The sequence below is a fragment of the Mycobacterium sp. 012931 genome (genome assembly GCF_000419295.1).
GTDB lineage: Bacteria > Actinomycetota > Actinomycetes > Mycobacteriales > Mycobacteriaceae > Mycobacterium > Mycobacterium marinum.
This window is the reverse complement of record NZ_AOPX01000001.1, coordinates 184,219-199,225: the sequence shown is the minus strand read 5'-3', so window position 1 is coordinate 199,225 and position 15,007 is coordinate 184,219. Positions and strand designations below refer to the sequence as shown.

Below are 15,007 nucleotides of genomic sequence, written 5' to 3'. Positions count from 1 at the left end.
GTGCGTCGAATCACTTTGTTGCCGAGGTTGATTCAGATTCACCGCAGTCGAACCGCCCTGCCTTCCGGTGAACGCGTGCTGCCGCAGCGCCGCGGGAATGGCATCAATATCGTTTGCTGCCTGACGGTTTGGCCGGCGATGCGCCCAGCGCTAGCGGCGCGTTAGGCGCTGCGATCCGGAGCCGGGGAAGGTGGCGGTCGCGAGTTGGAGGATCTCGCCGCGGTCGGCCGACAAGATGAATCCGCTTTCGATTGTCCGGTCCAGCGCGGCGCTGAAGTTGTCGAGATACTGTTGCGCTCCGCCCGGATAGAGCCGGTCCAAGGTGGCGGCGTCGAAGGGTTCGCCGGAGCCGAAGATGGCGGCCATGATGCTGTCCTGGGCGCCGTGGCCGGATGTCCGTGCGATCGGCACATCCACCCACGGGGTTCGGATGCCGTCGGTGGCCAGGCCGTTGCGATCCAGCACGGGCCGGGCCAGATCGCTGTCGTGCATCGCGATGCGAGCCGCGTGTGGCGCCGGCTCGCCGGTGCGGACCCAGGAGCTCAGCGCGCTCACCGCCGCCTGAACCACGTAGTGGTGCTGCGGCGCAAAGTTGATGTAGTAGTCAAGTTGGCGCCCCATCAGGGTGTCGGTCGGCGCATAGGCGGCCACGATCGCGTCCAGCGGCGCGTCGCCGGTGTCGATCGGTGCGACCTGGATCGTGTAGTTGTCGGCATGAGCGGCCCCGGGAATCTCCCAGACCCGCAGCCACTGATTGTCGGGCTGACGCGTGTAGACGTAACCCCGGCGCACACCCCCGAACAGGTCGGTTTCGGTGATGATCGTGATCAGTGGGGCCCGAAGATCCGGACGGAAGGTGACCGCTTGTGGTGTTTCGGATTCCTCGAATACGGAGCCGCCGTCCAGCGGTGCGGCGGAGGCGAATCGCGAATGCACGAGGAATCCGTCGTAGATCTCGGCCAGCGGGTCGACGGCATTGATGTAGGTCGTCAAGAACATCGCCGATTGGGACTCGCCCATGGCCACCAGGTGTTGTAGGCGCAGACCGCGCAGCAGGTCATGAGGATCGGCATCCCGGAGCAGTCCGCCGGCCTGGGAGAAGATGTCGTAGCAGAAGGCGTCGCCGGGGTGGTGCAGGGATCGGTAGCGCGCTGGGTCTTGGTTCTTGAGTGACAGGTCCGCGCCAAGCAGGCCTGGGCCACCTTCGACGCCGACCCGTTGGGCCGAGATCGCAACGTAGGCGTATCCGGCGCGAACAATTTCGCGATGCGCCATCATCCATACCGCTGGAGCGTCGATGCCGCCGCTGACGTTGAGCCATTCCAGCAGCACCGTGCCGTTGAACCTGGCCGGATCCGCCGGAGTCAGCACCACCATCCGGGTCGTGTAATCGGCGGTGTCCGAAGGTATTACGTCCCAACGGCCATCGGCGCCGAGCTCGGCCGCGGGGACATAGGAATGCGCCGTTCCGGAGACGAAGAACTCCTCGACGAGGTAGCCCAGCCCGCCCAAATCGAAGGCGCCCAACAGCAGCGCCGGCTTGCCGGGCACGGGCGCGACGCGCAAGGAACCGGCCATCGTCAAATCGAAGCCGGCAGGCCGAATTTCGGGAACAGTGAGCCGTCCAGGAAGGCTGTCACATGTGACACTCGGCCGTCAACCATATCCAGCACATGCAACTGAAAGGGCACATGGGTCTCACCCGCCCGCATGTACATGGCCGCGGCGGGCTGGCCGTTGGTGACCAACGGAATAAGTCGCATATCGCCGGGACATTCGGCCGGGCACTGCTGGTGAATGAGCGTGATGATGTCGCGCGCGCCCTGATACCAGCCGGCATAGGGGGGGCATCTCCCAGATCGCCTCGGCGGTGAATATCTCCACCAGCCGGTCGATGTCGTGGGCCTCGAATGCGGCGATGTAGCGAGTCAGCAGGTCTTGGGCTTCCGGCGAATCGGGTGCGACCAGTCCGTCATCGGCACTGGGCTGGGCGGTCTCGAGCTGTGCCCGGGCCCGTTGCAGCAGGCTGTTCACGGCGACGGTGGTCGTGCCGATCGCTTCGGCCACCTCGGCGGCCTTCCATTGCAGCACGTCTCGCAACAGCAGCACCGCTCGTTGCCGGGGAGACAGATGCTGCAACGCGGCGACGAAGGCCAACCGGACCGATTCCCGGGAGCCGACGATGACCGATGGATCCGCCGGATCGGCCATCAAATCGGGCAATGGCTCGAGCCAGGGCACTTCGGCGCGCTCGACCAGCGGTGCCGTCGGATCCGAACCCGAGGCCGCCAGCCCCGTCGGCAAGGGCCTGCGTTGCCGACCCTCTAACGCGCTCAGGCAGGTGTTGGTGGCGATCCGGTGCAGCCAGGTCCGCAGCGAGGACTTGCCCTCGAAGCGGTGGTAGGACTTCCACGCCCGCAGCAGCGTCTCCTGCACCAGATCCTCGGCGTCATGTACCGACCCGGTCATCCGGTAGCAGTGGGCCAGCAACTCACGCCGGTAGGGCTCGGCGTGGACAGCGAATTCGTCGCCGGCCGGCCGTTCGCGTTCGGCGGCGGGGGCGGTGAAGTTCGCTATGGAGTTCTGCGTGGAGTTCCCGGCGAGCGCACTCACGTCAATGAGCCTACGCAGAGTCGCTGACATTCCCAGTCCTCGAGCAACTACGCTGCCGGTAATGAATACGACCCGCACTGAACGGACCTTCGACGGTGTCGGCGGCGTGCACATCGTCTACGACGTCTGGACGCCGGATGCCGCGCCGAAGGCGGTCGTCGTGCTGGCTCACGGGCTGGGTGAGCATGCCCGCCGTTACGATCACGTCGCCCAACGGTTGGGAGCGGCCGGGTTGGTCACCTATGCCCTTGACCACCGTGGCCACGGCCGCTCCGGCGGCAAGCGGGTGCTGGTTCGAGACATCTCCGAGTACACCGCCGACTTCGACACCCTGGTGGGCATCGCCACCCGGGACAACCCGGGCCTGAAGTGCATCGTGCTCGGACACAGCATGGGCGGCGGGATCGTGTTCGCCTACGGCGTCGAGCGCCCGGACAACTACGACCTGATGGTGCTCTCGGCGCCGGCGGTGGCGGCCCAGGATCTGGTGTCACCGGTGATCGCGGCGGCCGCCAAAGTTCTTGGCGTGGTGGTGCCGGGGCTGCCGGTACAGGAACTGGACTTCACCGCCATATCCCGCGATCCGGAGGTGGTGGCGGCCTACCAGAACGATCCGCAGGTCTACTACGGTCGAGTCCCGGCCGGAATCGGTCGGGCGCTGCTGCAGGTGGGGGAGACCATGCCTCGGCGGGCTCCAGCCTTGACGGCGCCACTGCTGGTGATACACGGCACCGATGACCGATTGATTCCGATCGAGGGCAGTCGTCGCCTGGTCGGACATGTCGGATCCGCCGACGTCGAACTCAAGGAGTATCCCGGGCTGTACCACGAGGCCTTCAACGAGCCGGAGCGTGATCAGGTGCTCGACGATGTGGTCTCCTGGATCACTGCGCGGCTGTAAACCGCATGGACCCGGAAATGTCGGATCACTTCCGTAGTTTGGCGCCATGACCGACGACAAGATGCTGGCCCGTATCGCGGCCCTGCTGCGTCAGGCCGAAGGCACCGACAACGCCCACGAAGCCGATGCTTTCATGAGCGCTGCCCAACGGCTGGCCACCGCGGCCTCCATCGACCTGGCCGTGGCCCGCTCTCATTCGGCCCATCGGTCCGCCGCTTCGGCGCCGACCCAGCGCACCATCACCATCGGGACGGCGGGCACCCGCGGTCTGCGGACCTATGCCCAGTTGTTCGTGCTCATCGGCGCGGCAAATGACGTGCGTTGTGACATCGCAACGAATTCGACGTTCCTCTACGCCTATGGGTTCACCGAGGACATCGATGCGACCCACGCGCTGTACGCCAGCCTGGTGGTCCAGATGGTGCGGGCGTCGGATGGCTACCTGGCCACGGGCGCGCACCGGCCCACCCCGACGATCACCGCCCGGCTCAACTTTCAATTGGCGTTCGGGGCGCGGGTCGGTCAGCGCCTGGCCGAGGCGCGCGAGCAGGCGAAAACCGAAGTTGCCATGGACCGAAGCCGGGCGCCGGGCACCGAGATCGCGCTGCGGGACAAGGAACTTGAATTGCGCGACCATTACCGCAGTGCGTCGCAGGCGCGTGGTACCTGGCGGGCCACCAGGGCCTCTGCCGGGTATTCATCGGCGGCGCGGCGCGCGGGCGACCGGGCCGGGCGCCAGGCGCGGCTTGGGAAAAGCCCCGAACTGCCCGGGGCGAGGACCGCCCTGGATCGGTGACAGCGGCGGAGTCGTCCAAAAGGGACTTCCAGCGTGCCAAGGTGTACGCGGCCGAGGAGTTCGTCCGGACCCTGTTCGATCGTGCCGCCGAACACGGCACACCCAGCGTGGAGTTCTTCGGAACGCAGTTGACACTGCCGCCGGAAGGCCGGTTTGCGTCGGTGTCGTCGGTGCAGAGTTATGTCGATTCCGTGCTGGGGCTGCCCGCGGTGCGGCAACACTGGCCCGCCGTGTCACCGCTGCGGGTGCGGGCGCGCCAGGCGGCCACCGCGGCGCACTACGAAAACCGCGGTGGCGTGGGAACCATTGCCGTTCCCGGCGCTGGTCCCGGCCGTGGCGCCGGCGATTGGGCGATGCGCGAGCTGGTGGTGCTGCATGAAGTGGCGCATCATCTGTGTCAGGTGCCGCCGCCGCACGGCCCGGAGTTCGTGGCGACGATGTGCACCCTGGCCGAGTTGGTGATGGGGCCCGAACTCGGTCACGTGCTGCGGGTTGTGTACGCGAAAGAGGGTGTGCGGTGAGCTCGTCGGGTCACGATGCCCCCGCTGACGTCCGTGCCCGCCAAGTTGAGTCCGAAATGACCGACGAGGAGCGCTTCTCGCTGTTGCTGGGTGTGATGGGGGCCGGCGACCTGTGGCCGCTGCGTGATGAACGCATACCCGCGGACGTGCCGATGTCTGCCGGGTACGTGCCGGGGATTGCGCGGCTCGGGGTGCCGGCGTTGCTGATGAGCGATGCCGGCCTGGGCGTCACCAATCCCGGGTATCGCCCCGGTGACACCGCCACCGCATTGCCGGCCGGACTTGCGCTGGCGGCCAGTTTCAACCCTGCGCTCGCCCGTAGCGCGGGTGAAGTGATCGGTCGCGAGGCCCGCAGCCGCGGGTTCAACGTCCAATTGGCGGGAGCGATGAACCTGGCTCGGGACCCGCGCAACGGGCGCAACTTCGAATATCTTTCCGAGGACCCGTTTTTGACGGCGGCCATGGTCGCAGAGTCGATCATCGGCATCCAGCAACAGGGTGTCATCTCAACGGTCAAGCACTTTTCGTTGAACTGCAATGAGACCAACCGGCACTGGTTGGATGCCGTCATCGATCCCGATGCCCACCGCGAATCGGACTTGCTGGCCTTTGAGATTGCCATCGAACGCGCCCAGCCTGGCGCGGTGATGGCGGCGTACAACAAAGTCAACGGTGTGTATGCCGCCGCCAACGGGGAGTTGATCAATGAGGTGCTCAAAGGGGCCTGGGGATATCGCGGTTGGGTGATGTCGGACTGGGGCGGCACGCCGGGATGGGAGTGCGCGCTGGGTGGCCTGGATCAGGAGTGCGGCGCCCAGATCGATGCGATCCTTTGGCAATCAGAGGCATTCGGCGATCCGCTGCGGGCCGCGTACCACGAGGGGCGGCTTCCCAAAGCTCGCCTCTCGGAGATGGTCCGACGCATCCTGCGGTCGATGTTCGCGGTCGGTGTCGATCGCTGGGAGCCGGCACCGGCGCCCGACATGGATGCCCACGACGAGGTCGCCGCTGAGATCGCACGCCAGGGAATTGTGCTGCTGCAGAACAGGGGAGTGCTACCGCTGACGCCGGCGCCGGGCACCCGCATCGCCGTCATCGGCGGCTACGCGCAGCTTGGAGTGGTGGCCGGCTACGGCTCCAGCGCTGTGGTTCCCCCCGGCGGCTACGCCGAGGTGATTCCGATCGGCGGGGCAGGACTGACGGCGGGCGTGCGCAACCTCTATCTGCTTGGGTCAAGCCCGCTCGATGAGTTGCGTACCCAGTTTGGCAACGCTGAGCTCGAATTCGATCCGGGGATCAACCCAGCGGAGGCGGTGGCGGTGGCCCGGCGGGCCGACGTCGCGGTGGTATTCGCAATCCGGGCCGAGGGCGAAGGCTTCGACAGCGCCGACTTGACGCTGCCGTGGGGGCAGGACGCGGTGATCAGTGCGGTGGCGGCGGCAAACCCGAACACGGTGGTCGTGCTCGAGACCGGCAACCCGGTGGCCATGCCGTGGCAAGACCCGGTGAACGCGATTGTGCAGGCCTGGTATCCGGGCCAGGCGGGTGCCCGGGTCATCGCGGAAGTCCTGGCCGGCCGGGTGAATCCGTGCGGGCGGCTGCCGATCACGTTTCCGGTCGGCCTCGGCCAGACACCGCGCCCGGAGCTCCCCGGCTACGGGGCGCCGGTGGGAGCGCCGATGCGCATCCACTACCGCGAGGGCGCCGATATCGGCTACCGCTGGTTCGCTACCACCGGAGAGGTTCCGAACTTCGCGTTCGGGCATGGGCTGACCTACACCAGTTTCGGCTACCGGGACCTGGCGGTCAGCGGCGGCGACACGGTGACGGTCACGTTCGGGGTCGCCAATACCGGCGATCGAAGCGGGGCGGATGTCCCGCAGGTGTACCTGACCGCGGTCACCGGTGAGCCGCGGTTGCGGCTATTGGGGTTTGAGCGAGTCGAACTCGAACCGGGCCAGTCGTGTGCCGTGGAGATCGTTGCCGATCCACGACTGCTGGCCTGCTACGACGGCGCCGCCGGGTGCTGGCGCATCGAAGCGGGCACCTACACGGTCGCGGTGGGCGCCTCGGCGGCCGCGCTGAGCGCGGCCGCCGAGGCGGAGCTGGCCGGCCGGACATTCGGACGCTGATCGCCGGAATCGACGAGTTCCCGGGATCCGGCCGGCCCCTCATGCCTACTGGACGGGAACCAAGGCGTCACCGCAGGTGCAGCGGTAGGGCTCGCCGGAGCCCGAGCAGTGGCACGGTACCTCGATCCGAACGCGACAGCCGCAGCCTTCGTGGCCGCAGGTCAACATGGTCCCGGCCTCGTGAGTTGCCATCGGTATCTCCCTCATCCAAGTCATGGGACTGAAGTCCCTCCGGTTTACCTCCGCAAGATTTTATACCCTATACGGGTATCTGGTAAAGGATGATGGGTGATTTTGGGGTAGCCGATCGGGTCGTCGGGCTCAGCTGGTGTGGCCGCCGAGGCCGTCCGCGCCGGTCTTGCCCGGTCCGCCGTTGGCTCCGCCGGGCGGGGTGCCGGTGCCTCCGGTGCCGCCGGTGCCACCGCCGCCGCCGATGCCGCCCACAGCGCCGCCGCCTCCGCCCTTGCCGCCGTCGCCCCCGTCGCCGCCAGTCTGGCCGGCCGTGGTTGCGGTGCCGCCTGTCCCGCCGTAGCCGCCGGTTCCGCCCTTACCTCCGGTTCCGCCGTTTCCGGTGCCGTTCGCGATTCCCCCGGTGCCGCCGAACCCGCCGGCGCCGCCGGTGCCGCCGGGCCAGGCCGGGAGCGCCGTTGGCGCCGGCTCCGCCCTGGTCACCCGGGCCGGCGTTTCCGGCGTAGTAGCTGTTGCCGCCGGTGCCACCGAACCCGCCTTCGCCCCCGTTACCGGCACTTCCGATGCTGCCGGCGGTGCCCGCGCCGGTGCCGGGCAATCCACCCTCGCCGCCGGCGCCGCCGGTTCCGCCGACGCCGCCGGGCATGCCCTCGTAGGTGCCGTTGGTGATGCCGCCGTAACCGCCCTTGCCGGCGTATCCGCCTTGGCCGCCGGTGCCGCCGCTGCCATTAGCGGCACCGGCACCGGCCGAACCGCCAGTGCCACCGGTACCGCCCTTGCCGCCATCTCCGCCGGCAAACCCCGCTGAGGTGGCCCCGCTGCCGCCGGTGCCGCCGATGCCGCCGGCGCCACCATTGCCGGCGGCACTACCGCCGGGCCCGGGGGCACCGCCTGTCCCGCCGGTGCCTCCGGTGCCGCCGGCGTATCCCGCCGTTCCGAAGCCGGTGTCGCCGTACCCGCCGGGGCCGCCGGTGCCGCCATCGCCACCGTTGCCGCCGATACCGCCGGGGCCCGGGTTGCCGCCTGTGCCGCCGGTTCCACCGATCCCGCCCATGGCGCCCGCCGCATCAAAGCCGGTGCCCCCGTAGCCGCCGCCTCCGCCGATGCCACCGGTGCCGCCGTCGCCGCCGACGGCCGCCGTCCCGCCGGTCCCCGGGTCACCGCCGGTGCCGCCGGTCCCCCCGCTGCCCCCGGCATAGCCGTTTTCGTTGTAGTCGCCCGGGCCGCCGGAGCCGCCGTTGCCGCTGGTGCCGCCGGTGCCACTATTGCCGCCGGTACCACCGGTGCCGCCGGCGCCGCCAGTGCCGCCGGGTTGCTCGAACGAGCCGGCGCCGCCGTAGCCGCCCTGTCCACCGTCGCCGCCATCGCCGCCCCGGCCCCAGGCCACCTGGGTGCCGTCGCCGGACGTGCCGCCGGCAGCGGAGTTGCCGCCGGTGCCGCCCTCGCCGCCAACCCCGCCGGTCCCCCGGATGCTGTTGCCCCCGTAGCCGCCGCCCCCGCCGCCACCGCCGTCGCCGCCATAACCGCCGTAGCGGTCGGTTCCGGCGGTGGCGTTCGCGCCGGTGCCGGCCGCTCCGCCCGCTTCGCCCTTGCCGCCGGTGCCGGCCACACCGTCGGCGCCATCACCATGCCCGGGCAAGCCGCCACTACCGCCGTAGCCGCCGTCTCCGCCATCACCGCCCCCGCTGCCGGTATCGGGGGTGCCGGTGCCGCCCCTCCGCCCTCGCCTCCGGTGCCTCCGGTGCCGCCCGCGCCGTTGGTGCCCCCGGGAAGACTGTTGCCGCCGTTTCCGCCGTCGCCGCCGTAGCCCCCGCTGCCGCCGATGTCTCCGGTATCGCTCTTGCCCGCTGCGCCGTTGCCTCCGGTGCCGCCCGCCCCTCCCGTGCCTCCGGCGCCTCCGGTGCCGCCCGCGCCTCCGCTACCGGCGACGCCGCTGACCCCTCCGGTACCGCCCTTGCCGCTGCTGCCCCCGTTGCCCGCACCGCCGCCGGTGTCGGCGGTGCCGCTGCCCCCGTCGCCACCGGCGCCTCCGAGGCCGCCGTTGCCGCCGCTGCCGTTCGTCCCACCGGCGCCGCTGTTGCCGCCGGAGCCACCCTGGCCACCAGCGGCGCCGTCGCTGCCGTTGTCGCCGGTTCCGGCCACCGCGTTGGCCCCGGCCCCACCCGTGCCGCCGTTTCCGCCCCCGCCGCCGTTGCCGTAGCTACCGCACCGGCCCCGCCGTTGCCGAAGAACCCGCCGTTGCCCCCGATTCCACCGGCCCCGCCGGCGCCACCGTGCCCGCCCGCACCGCCATTGCCGAAAAATGCCGCGGACCCGCCGGCGCCGCCGATCCCGCCGGCACCGCCTTGGCCGCCGATGCCGCCATTGCCGATGAGGCCGGCGGATCCGCCGGCGCCGCCGGCCGTTGCAGCGTTGGTGCTGGTTCCGCCGTTGCCGCCGTTGCCGTACAAGATGCCGCCGTCTCCGCCCGGCGTCCCGACCCCGTTGACCGTGGTGCCGTTGGCGCCGTTGCCGATCAGCGGCCGGCCCAGCAGTGCCTGAGTGGGCGTATTGATCACCCCGAGCAGGGCGTCGGCAGCATTGGTCGCCTCGGCAGAGGCATATGAATTCGCGCTAGCCAGAACGGTTTTTGTGAACCGGTCATGAATGGCGGCCAGCTCGGCGGCCAGCAGCTGATAGGTCTTGGCGTGCTGGGAAAACAGTGCCGCGATCGCTGTGGACACCTCATCGGCCGCGGCGCTGGCCACGTTGATGGTCGGGCTGGCGGCAGCGGCGTTTCCCTGGGTCAGTAGCGCCCCGATGCGCTCTATGTCGGCCGCGGCCGACGCCATGGCTTCCGGGGAGACCAGTACAAACGTCATCGCGCACCTCGCTGTACCTCACGAATCCATCGCCCAGCAGGTGCTGGGCGATGGATTCCACGATGGTATCGCCAAGGTGTGGCGCCTGTCGCGGTTGTCGTGGAAACGCGCGGCATCCCAGGGCGCCGGTGGCGCAGCCGTGGGTACGGCCCGGGTGGCGGGCACCGGCCCGGGCGGCTGGTGGTTCCAGAACCGCTCAACCACAAGCCATCCGGGCTTATCGGGTTAGCCGCAGACCGCGCCGATCGCGGCGGAGCCGACCAGCTTGACGTACTTGGCCAGTACGCCGGTCTTGTAACGCGGCGTCGGAGGAGTGAAATTCTGTTGACGGGCCGCGAACTCTGCCGGGTCGGTCAGAACGTCGAGCGTCCGGCCGGCAACGTCGAGCCGGATCCGGTCGCCGTCGCGCACGAACGCGATCGGTCCGGCATCCACCGCCTCGGGCGCGATGTGTCCCACACAGAAGCCCGTTGTGCCGCCGGAGAATCGACCGTCGGTCAACAGCAGCACGTCTTTGCCGAGCCCGGCGCCCTTGATCGCGCCGGTGATGGCGAGCATCTCCCGCATCCCGGGGCCGCCCTTGGGTCCCTCGTAACGGATCACCACCACGTCACCGTGGGTGATGGTGCCGTCCTCGAGGGCATCCAGCGCGGCCCGCTCGCCGTCGAAAACCCGTGCCGTTCCTTCGAATACATCGGTGTCCAAGCCGGCCGTCTTGACCACGGCACCTTCGGGGGCCAGGGATCCACGCAGGATGGTGATGCCCCCGGTCGCATGGATCGGGTTGTTCAGCGCGCGTAGCACCTTGCCGTCCGGGTCCGGCGGAGCAATGGCCTCCAGGTTCTCGGCCACGGTCCGGCCGGTCACGGTCAGGCAATCCCCGTGCAGCAGGCCGGCATCCAGCAAAGTCTTCATGACCACCGGCACGCCGCCGATGTGGTCGACGTGGGACATCACATGGCGGCCGAACGGCTTGACATCGGCTAGGTGCGGCACCTTCGAGCCGATCCGGCTGAAGTCGTCGAGCGTGAGCTCGACGTTGGCCTCATGGGCGATCGCCAGCAGGTGCAGCACCGCATTGGTCGAGCCGCCGAATGCCATCACCACCGCGATGGCGTTCTCGAACGCCTCCCGGGTCATGATGTCGCGAGCGGTAATGCCCTGGCGCAGCAATTCGATGACGGCTTGACCGCTTTGCCGGGCGAACCCGTCGCGGCGGCGGTCGGTGGCCGGGGGCGCCGCGCTGCCCGGCAGCGACATGCCAAGTGCTTCAGCGGCACTGGCCATCGTGTTGGCCGTGTACATCCCGCCACAGGCACCCTCGCCGGGGCAGATCGCGCGCTCGATGGCGTCGACGTCGGCTCGGCTCATCAACCCTCGCGAGCACGCGCCGACCGCTTCGAACGCGTCGATGATGGTGACCTCGCGTTCGCTGCCGTCGGAGAGCTTGGCGACCCCCGGAAGGATCGAGCCCGCGTAGAGAAACACCGACGCCAAATCCAAACGGGCGGCGGCCATCAGCATTCCGGGCAGGGATTTGTCGCATCCGGCCAGCACCACCGAGCCGTCGAGGCGCTCGGCCTGCATCACGGTTTCCACGCTGTCGGCGATCACTTCGCGCGACACCAGGGAGAAGTGCATGCCCTCGTGACCCATCGAAATGCCGTCGGAGACCGAAATCGTGCCGAACTCAAGCGGGTAGCCGCCCGCGGCGAACACCCCCTCTTTCACCGACTTGGCCAGCCGGTCCAGCGAGAGGTTGCACGGCGTAATCTCGTTCCAGGACGAGGCAACCCCGATCTGCGCCTTGGCGAAGTCTTCGTCGACCATGCCTACCGCCCGCAACATGCCACGGGCAGCGGCTTTTTCCAGTCCGTCAGTGACGTCGCGGCTACGGGGCTTGATATCGGCTTCTGGCATTGCCCAAGTATGCTCGCAGGGTCATCGTCGCCAAAATCGGGACCTCATACCCCAACGGGGTATATCATGCAACTGAGTCCCTCCGGCAAGTGTGATCAGAGACTTCCGTCGGGGGAGCGTTCCGCGCGTATGGAGAGTTATGACAACCGCACACGGGTATTCGCAGCAGAAGGAAAATTATGCCAAGCGGCTGCGCCGGATCGAGGGTCAGGTGCGCGGCATCGCCCGCATGATTGACGAGGACAAGTACTGCATCGACGTGCTCACCCAGATCAGCGCCGTCAACAGCGCACTGCGGTCGGTGGCCTTGAACCTGCTCGACGAACATCTGAATCACTGCGTCACCCGCGCGGTGGCCGAGGGGGGCACCGACGCCGACGGCAAGCTCGCGGAGGCGTCCGCGGCCATCGCACGTCTTGTTCGTTCGTAACGCGAGGGTGTGTTGCGGGGCCACCGGGTTTAATGCCGCCGGTGTGGTGCGTACGGTGAGAGCAGCGTGATCGGTCGTAGCACTACCGCAGTACCGGCCGATCCCGTCGCACTCGCCATGACTTCCGAAGCCCGAACCGCAACCACCGCAGCGCGACCGTGGACGCCACGAGTCGCTGCACAACTGTCTGTGCTGGCGGCGGCGGCCTTCATCTATGTGACCGCGGAGATCCTGCCGGTTGGCGCCTTGTCGGCCATCGCGCGGAACCTGCACATCAGCGTGGTACTGGTGGGGATCCTGTTGTCCTGGTATGCGCTGGTTGCGGCCCTGACGACGGTTCCGCTGGTGCGCTGGACCGCGCACTGGCCGCGCCGCCACGCCCTGATGGTCAGCCTGGTGTGTCTGACCATCTCGCAGCTCATCTCGGCGCTGGCGCCCAATTTTGCGGTGCTGGCCGCCGGACGGGCGCTGTGCGCGATCACCCATGGCTTGCTGTGGTCGGTGATCGCCCCGATCGCTACCCGATTGGTGCCGCCCAGCCACGCCGGACGCGCCACCACCTCGATCTACATCGGGACCAGCCTGGCGCTGGTGATCGGCAGCCCGCTCACCGCGGCCCTGAGCCTGATGTGGGGCTGGCGGCTGGCCGCGGTTTGTGTGACGGTCGCGGCCGCCGTTGTGACGGTGGCCGCCCGGCTGTTGCTCCCCGAAATGGTGCTTAGCGCCGATCAGTTGCAGTATGTGGGCCCGCGGTCGCGGCATCACCGCAACCGGGCGCTGATCATCGTCAGCCTGATCACCATGGTCGGCGTCACCGGCCATTTCGTTTCCTATACCTACATCGTGGTGATCATCCGGCAAGTCGTCGGTGTGCGTGGGCCCAGCCTGGCCTGGCTGTTGGCCGCCTACGGTGTCGCGGGTGTCGTCGCGGTGGCGCTGGTGGCGCGACCGCTGGACCGCCGGCCAAAGGGCACCATCATTTTCTGTGTGGCCGGGCTGACGTTTGCGTTCGTGCTGCTGACCGCGCTGGCATTCGGGGGTCACCTGGCCCCGATGACGGCGTTGGTGGTCGGGACGGGGGCGATCGTGCTGTGGGGCGCCGCTGCGACCGCGGTGTCGCCGATGCTGCAATCCGCGGCGATGCGCAGCGGGGCCGACGACCCGGACGGCGCCTCCGGCCTTTATGTGACGGCATTTCAGGTGGGCATCATGGCCGGCTCGTTGATCGGTGGGCTGCTCTATGAGCGGAGTGTGGCGATGATGCTGACCGCTTCCGCGGGCTTGATGGGCGTGGCGCTGGTCGGGATGACGTCGGCTCGCCGCGTGTTCGAGGCCCCGGTCGCGGTTGCTGGCGCAACTTCACACAACCAGTAAAGTCGCAGTTCAAAGACTCGGAATCGTCGGCTGACGGGGTTTTGGACGGTCGCGGAATGGGCATCGGGTGGCTGTGCTATGCCACACTGGGTTCCAGGACGTGACCGGAGGGATGTCATATGTCGCGCTGGACGAGAGGCCGAATCAGGGGAAGCCTCTTCGCCGCTGTCAATGCGGCCGGAGTCGTTGGCGTGCTGCTGCTGGGTGCCGGCCCCGCTGTTGCCGACCCGGATGACGCTCCCGGCGATCCGCCGGTGATTGCCCCGGCCGAACCCGCGCCGGACCCGCCGGGGCCGCTGGCGCTGCCGCCGATGCCCGACCCGCTGGCGCCGCCGCCGTTCCCCGACCCGTTGGCCCCGCCGCCATTGGTGCCGGTCGCTGCCGGTCCGGTGGCCGGGCAGGACCCGACTCCGTTCTTCGGCCCGCCCCCGTTCCGGCCGCCGTCGTTCAACCCGGTTGACGGTGCGATGGTTGGAGTGGCCAAGCCGATCATCATCAACTTCCAGGTGCCGATCGCCGACCAGGCGATGGCCGAAAGCGCCATCCACATTTCGTCGATTCCGCCGGTGCCGGGCAAGTTCTATTGGATGACTCCGACGCAGGTGCGCTGGCGGCCGTTCCAATTCTGGCCGGCCAACACCGCGGTGAACATCGACGCGGCGGGCACCAAATCGAGCTTCCGCACCGGTGACTCGTTGGTGGCCACCGCCGACGACGCCACGCACCAGATGACGATCACCCGCAACGGGGTCGTCGAGCAGACCTTCCCGATGTCCATGGGCATGGCGGCCGGTAACCACCAGACGCCCAACGGCACGTACTACGTGCTGGAGAAGATGCCCACGGTGGTGATGGACTCCTCGACCTACGGTGTGCCGGTCAACTCGCCGCAGGGCTACAAGGTGACCGTCGCCGACGCCGTCCGGATCGATAACAGCGGCAACTTCGTGCACAGTGCGCCGTGGTCGGTAGGGGACCAGGGCAAGCGCGATGTCAGTCACGGCTGCATCAACCTCAGCCCGACCAACGCCAAGTGGTTCTTCGACAACTTCGGCAGCGGTGACCCGATCGTGGTGAAGAACTCGGTGGGGACCTACAACAAGAACGACGGCGCGCAAGACTGGCAGATCTAGCGGTGCCGGTGCTGGTGCGCGCCTGAGGGCGCAATACCGGCCCTAGATCGGCCCTGAATCTGCACTGAATCGCGCCCGTCGCCCAATTTCGCGAGTGCGCTCGCATGTCGGGGACTGCTGAACCCACCGCAAATTCC

12 protein-coding genes and 1 pseudogene are annotated in these 15,007 nt (G+C 68.6%); 7 read left to right on the top strand and 6 right to left on the bottom strand.

Going from position 1 to position 15,007, the window contains the following annotated elements:
* Positions 1 to 150 precede the first annotated feature (150 nt).
* Both MMSP_RS00850 and MMSP_RS00845 read right to left on the bottom strand, forming a co-directional pair.
* Positions 151 to 1,578 (bottom strand): alpha/beta hydrolase domain-containing protein, encoded by a 1,428-nt coding sequence (locus tag MMSP_RS00850; protein ID WP_020785078.1) that lies wholly within the window; start codon positions 1,576 to 1,578, stop codon positions 151 to 153.
* Between the two features lie 120 nt (positions 1,579 to 1,698).
* Positions 1,699 to 2,613: a sigma-70 family RNA polymerase sigma factor gene (locus tag MMSP_RS00845; RefSeq protein WP_020785076.1), complete on the bottom strand. Its 915-nt coding sequence runs from the start codon at positions 2,611 to 2,613 to the stop codon at positions 1,699 to 1,701.
* A 61-nt stretch (positions 2,614 to 2,674) separates the two neighbouring features.
* On the opposite strand from MMSP_RS00845, the gene MMSP_RS00840 reads away from it, so the two are divergent.
* Genes MMSP_RS00840 through MMSP_RS00825 form a run of 4 tightly spaced genes read left to right on the top strand, consistent with a single transcriptional unit; the run spans position 2,675 to position 6,963 of the window.
* The gene (locus MMSP_RS00840; RefSeq protein WP_020785075.1) at positions 2,675 to 3,514 is read left to right on the top strand and encodes an alpha/beta hydrolase; all 840 of its coding nucleotides are present in this window, start codon (positions 2,675 to 2,677) and stop codon (positions 3,512 to 3,514) included.
* Positions 3,515 to 3,560: 46 nt separating this feature from the next.
* Positions 3,561 to 4,310, top strand: a complete 750-nt coding sequence (locus tag MMSP_RS00835) for a DUF2786 domain-containing protein (protein WP_012392406.1) — start codon at positions 3,561 to 3,563, stop codon at positions 4,308 to 4,310.
* Positions 4,307 to 4,831 (top strand): TIGR04338 family metallohydrolase, encoded by a 525-nt coding sequence (locus MMSP_RS00830; RefSeq protein WP_012392407.1) that lies wholly within the window; start codon positions 4,307 to 4,309, stop codon positions 4,829 to 4,831. The genes MMSP_RS00835 and MMSP_RS00830 overlap by 4 nt, the downstream gene beginning before the upstream one ends.
* A 56-nt stretch (positions 4,832 to 4,887) precedes the next feature.
* Positions 4,888 to 6,963, top strand: a complete 2,076-nt coding sequence (locus tag MMSP_RS00825) for a beta-glucosidase (RefSeq protein ID WP_020785074.1) — start codon at positions 4,888 to 4,890, stop codon at positions 6,961 to 6,963.
* A gap of 45 nt (positions 6,964 to 7,008) precedes the next feature.
* On the opposite strand, the gene MMSP_RS25480 is transcribed toward MMSP_RS00825, so the two are convergent.
* The 4 genes and pseudogenes from MMSP_RS25480 to ilvD all read right to left on the bottom strand — a co-directional run bounded on the left by MMSP_RS25480 (position 7,009) and on the right by ilvD (position 11,933).
* Entirely contained in the window at positions 7,009 to 7,170 is a 162-nt protein-coding gene (locus MMSP_RS25480) for a metallothionein (protein WP_231389811.1), read from the bottom strand.
* Positions 7,171 to 7,284: 114 nt separating this feature from the next.
* On the bottom strand, positions 7,285 to 7,407 hold the full coding sequence (locus MMSP_RS29245; protein WP_020727835.1) for a hypothetical protein: 123 nt from the start codon (positions 7,405 to 7,407) through the stop codon (positions 7,285 to 7,287).
* Positions 7,408 to 7,510: 103 nt separating this feature from the next.
* Positions 7,511 to 10,013 (bottom strand): annotated as a pseudogene (locus MMSP_RS29685) (PE family protein).
* A 225-nt stretch (positions 10,014 to 10,238) separates the two neighbouring features.
* A complete protein-coding gene (gene ilvD, locus MMSP_RS00805; RefSeq protein WP_020785071.1) occupies positions 10,239 to 11,933 on the bottom strand; it encodes a dihydroxy-acid dehydratase in 1,695 nt (564 codons plus the stop codon).
* A 139-nt stretch (positions 11,934 to 12,072) separates the two neighbouring features.
* Between ilvD and MMSP_RS00800 the strand changes: the two genes are divergently transcribed.
* From MMSP_RS00800 to MMSP_RS00790, 3 genes are all read left to right on the top strand, one after another.
* Entirely contained in the window at positions 12,073 to 12,363 is a 291-nt protein-coding gene (locus MMSP_RS00800; protein ID WP_011739296.1) for a metal-sensitive transcriptional regulator, read from the top strand.
* Positions 12,364 to 12,480: 117 nt separating this feature from the next.
* Positions 12,481 to 13,737: an MFS transporter gene (locus MMSP_RS00795; protein WP_036426981.1), complete on the top strand. Its 1,257-nt coding sequence runs from the start codon at positions 12,481 to 12,483 to the stop codon at positions 13,735 to 13,737.
* 119 nt (positions 13,738 to 13,856) lie between these two features.
* Positions 13,857 to 14,870 (top strand): L,D-transpeptidase family protein, encoded by a 1,014-nt coding sequence (locus MMSP_RS00790; protein WP_036425899.1) that lies wholly within the window; start codon positions 13,857 to 13,859, stop codon positions 14,868 to 14,870.
* Positions 14,871 to 15,007 lie beyond the last annotated feature (137 nt).

Coding starts and splice junctions, on each gene's coding strand:
- MMSP_RS00850 (WP_020785078.1), bottom strand. CDS start 1,578: ATGGCCGGTTCCTTGCGCGTCGCGCCCGTGCCCGGCAAGCCGGCGCTG.
- MMSP_RS00840 (WP_020785075.1), top strand. CDS start 2,675: ATGAATACGACCCGCACTGAACGGACCTTCGACGGTGTCGGCGGCGTG.
- MMSP_RS00835 (WP_012392406.1), top strand. CDS start 3,561: ATGACCGACGACAAGATGCTGGCCCGTATCGCGGCCCTGCTGCGTCAG.
- MMSP_RS00825 (WP_020785074.1), top strand. CDS start 4,888: ATGACCGACGAGGAGCGCTTCTCGCTGTTGCTGGGTGTGATGGGGGCC.
- MMSP_RS25480 (WP_231389811.1), bottom strand. CDS start 7,170: ATGAGGGAGATACCGATGGCAACTCACGAGGCCGGGACCATGTTGACC.
- ilvD (WP_020785071.1), bottom strand. CDS start 11,933: ATGCCAGAAGCCGATATCAAGCCCCGTAGCCGCGACGTCACTGACGGA.
- MMSP_RS00800 (WP_011739296.1), top strand. CDS start 12,073: ATGACAACCGCACACGGGTATTCGCAGCAGAAGGAAAATTATGCCAAG.
- MMSP_RS00795 (WP_036426981.1), top strand. CDS start 12,481: ATGACTTCCGAAGCCCGAACCGCAACCACCGCAGCGCGACCGTGGACG.
- MMSP_RS00790 (WP_036425899.1), top strand. CDS start 13,857: ATGTCGCGCTGGACGAGAGGCCGAATCAGGGGAAGCCTCTTCGCCGCT.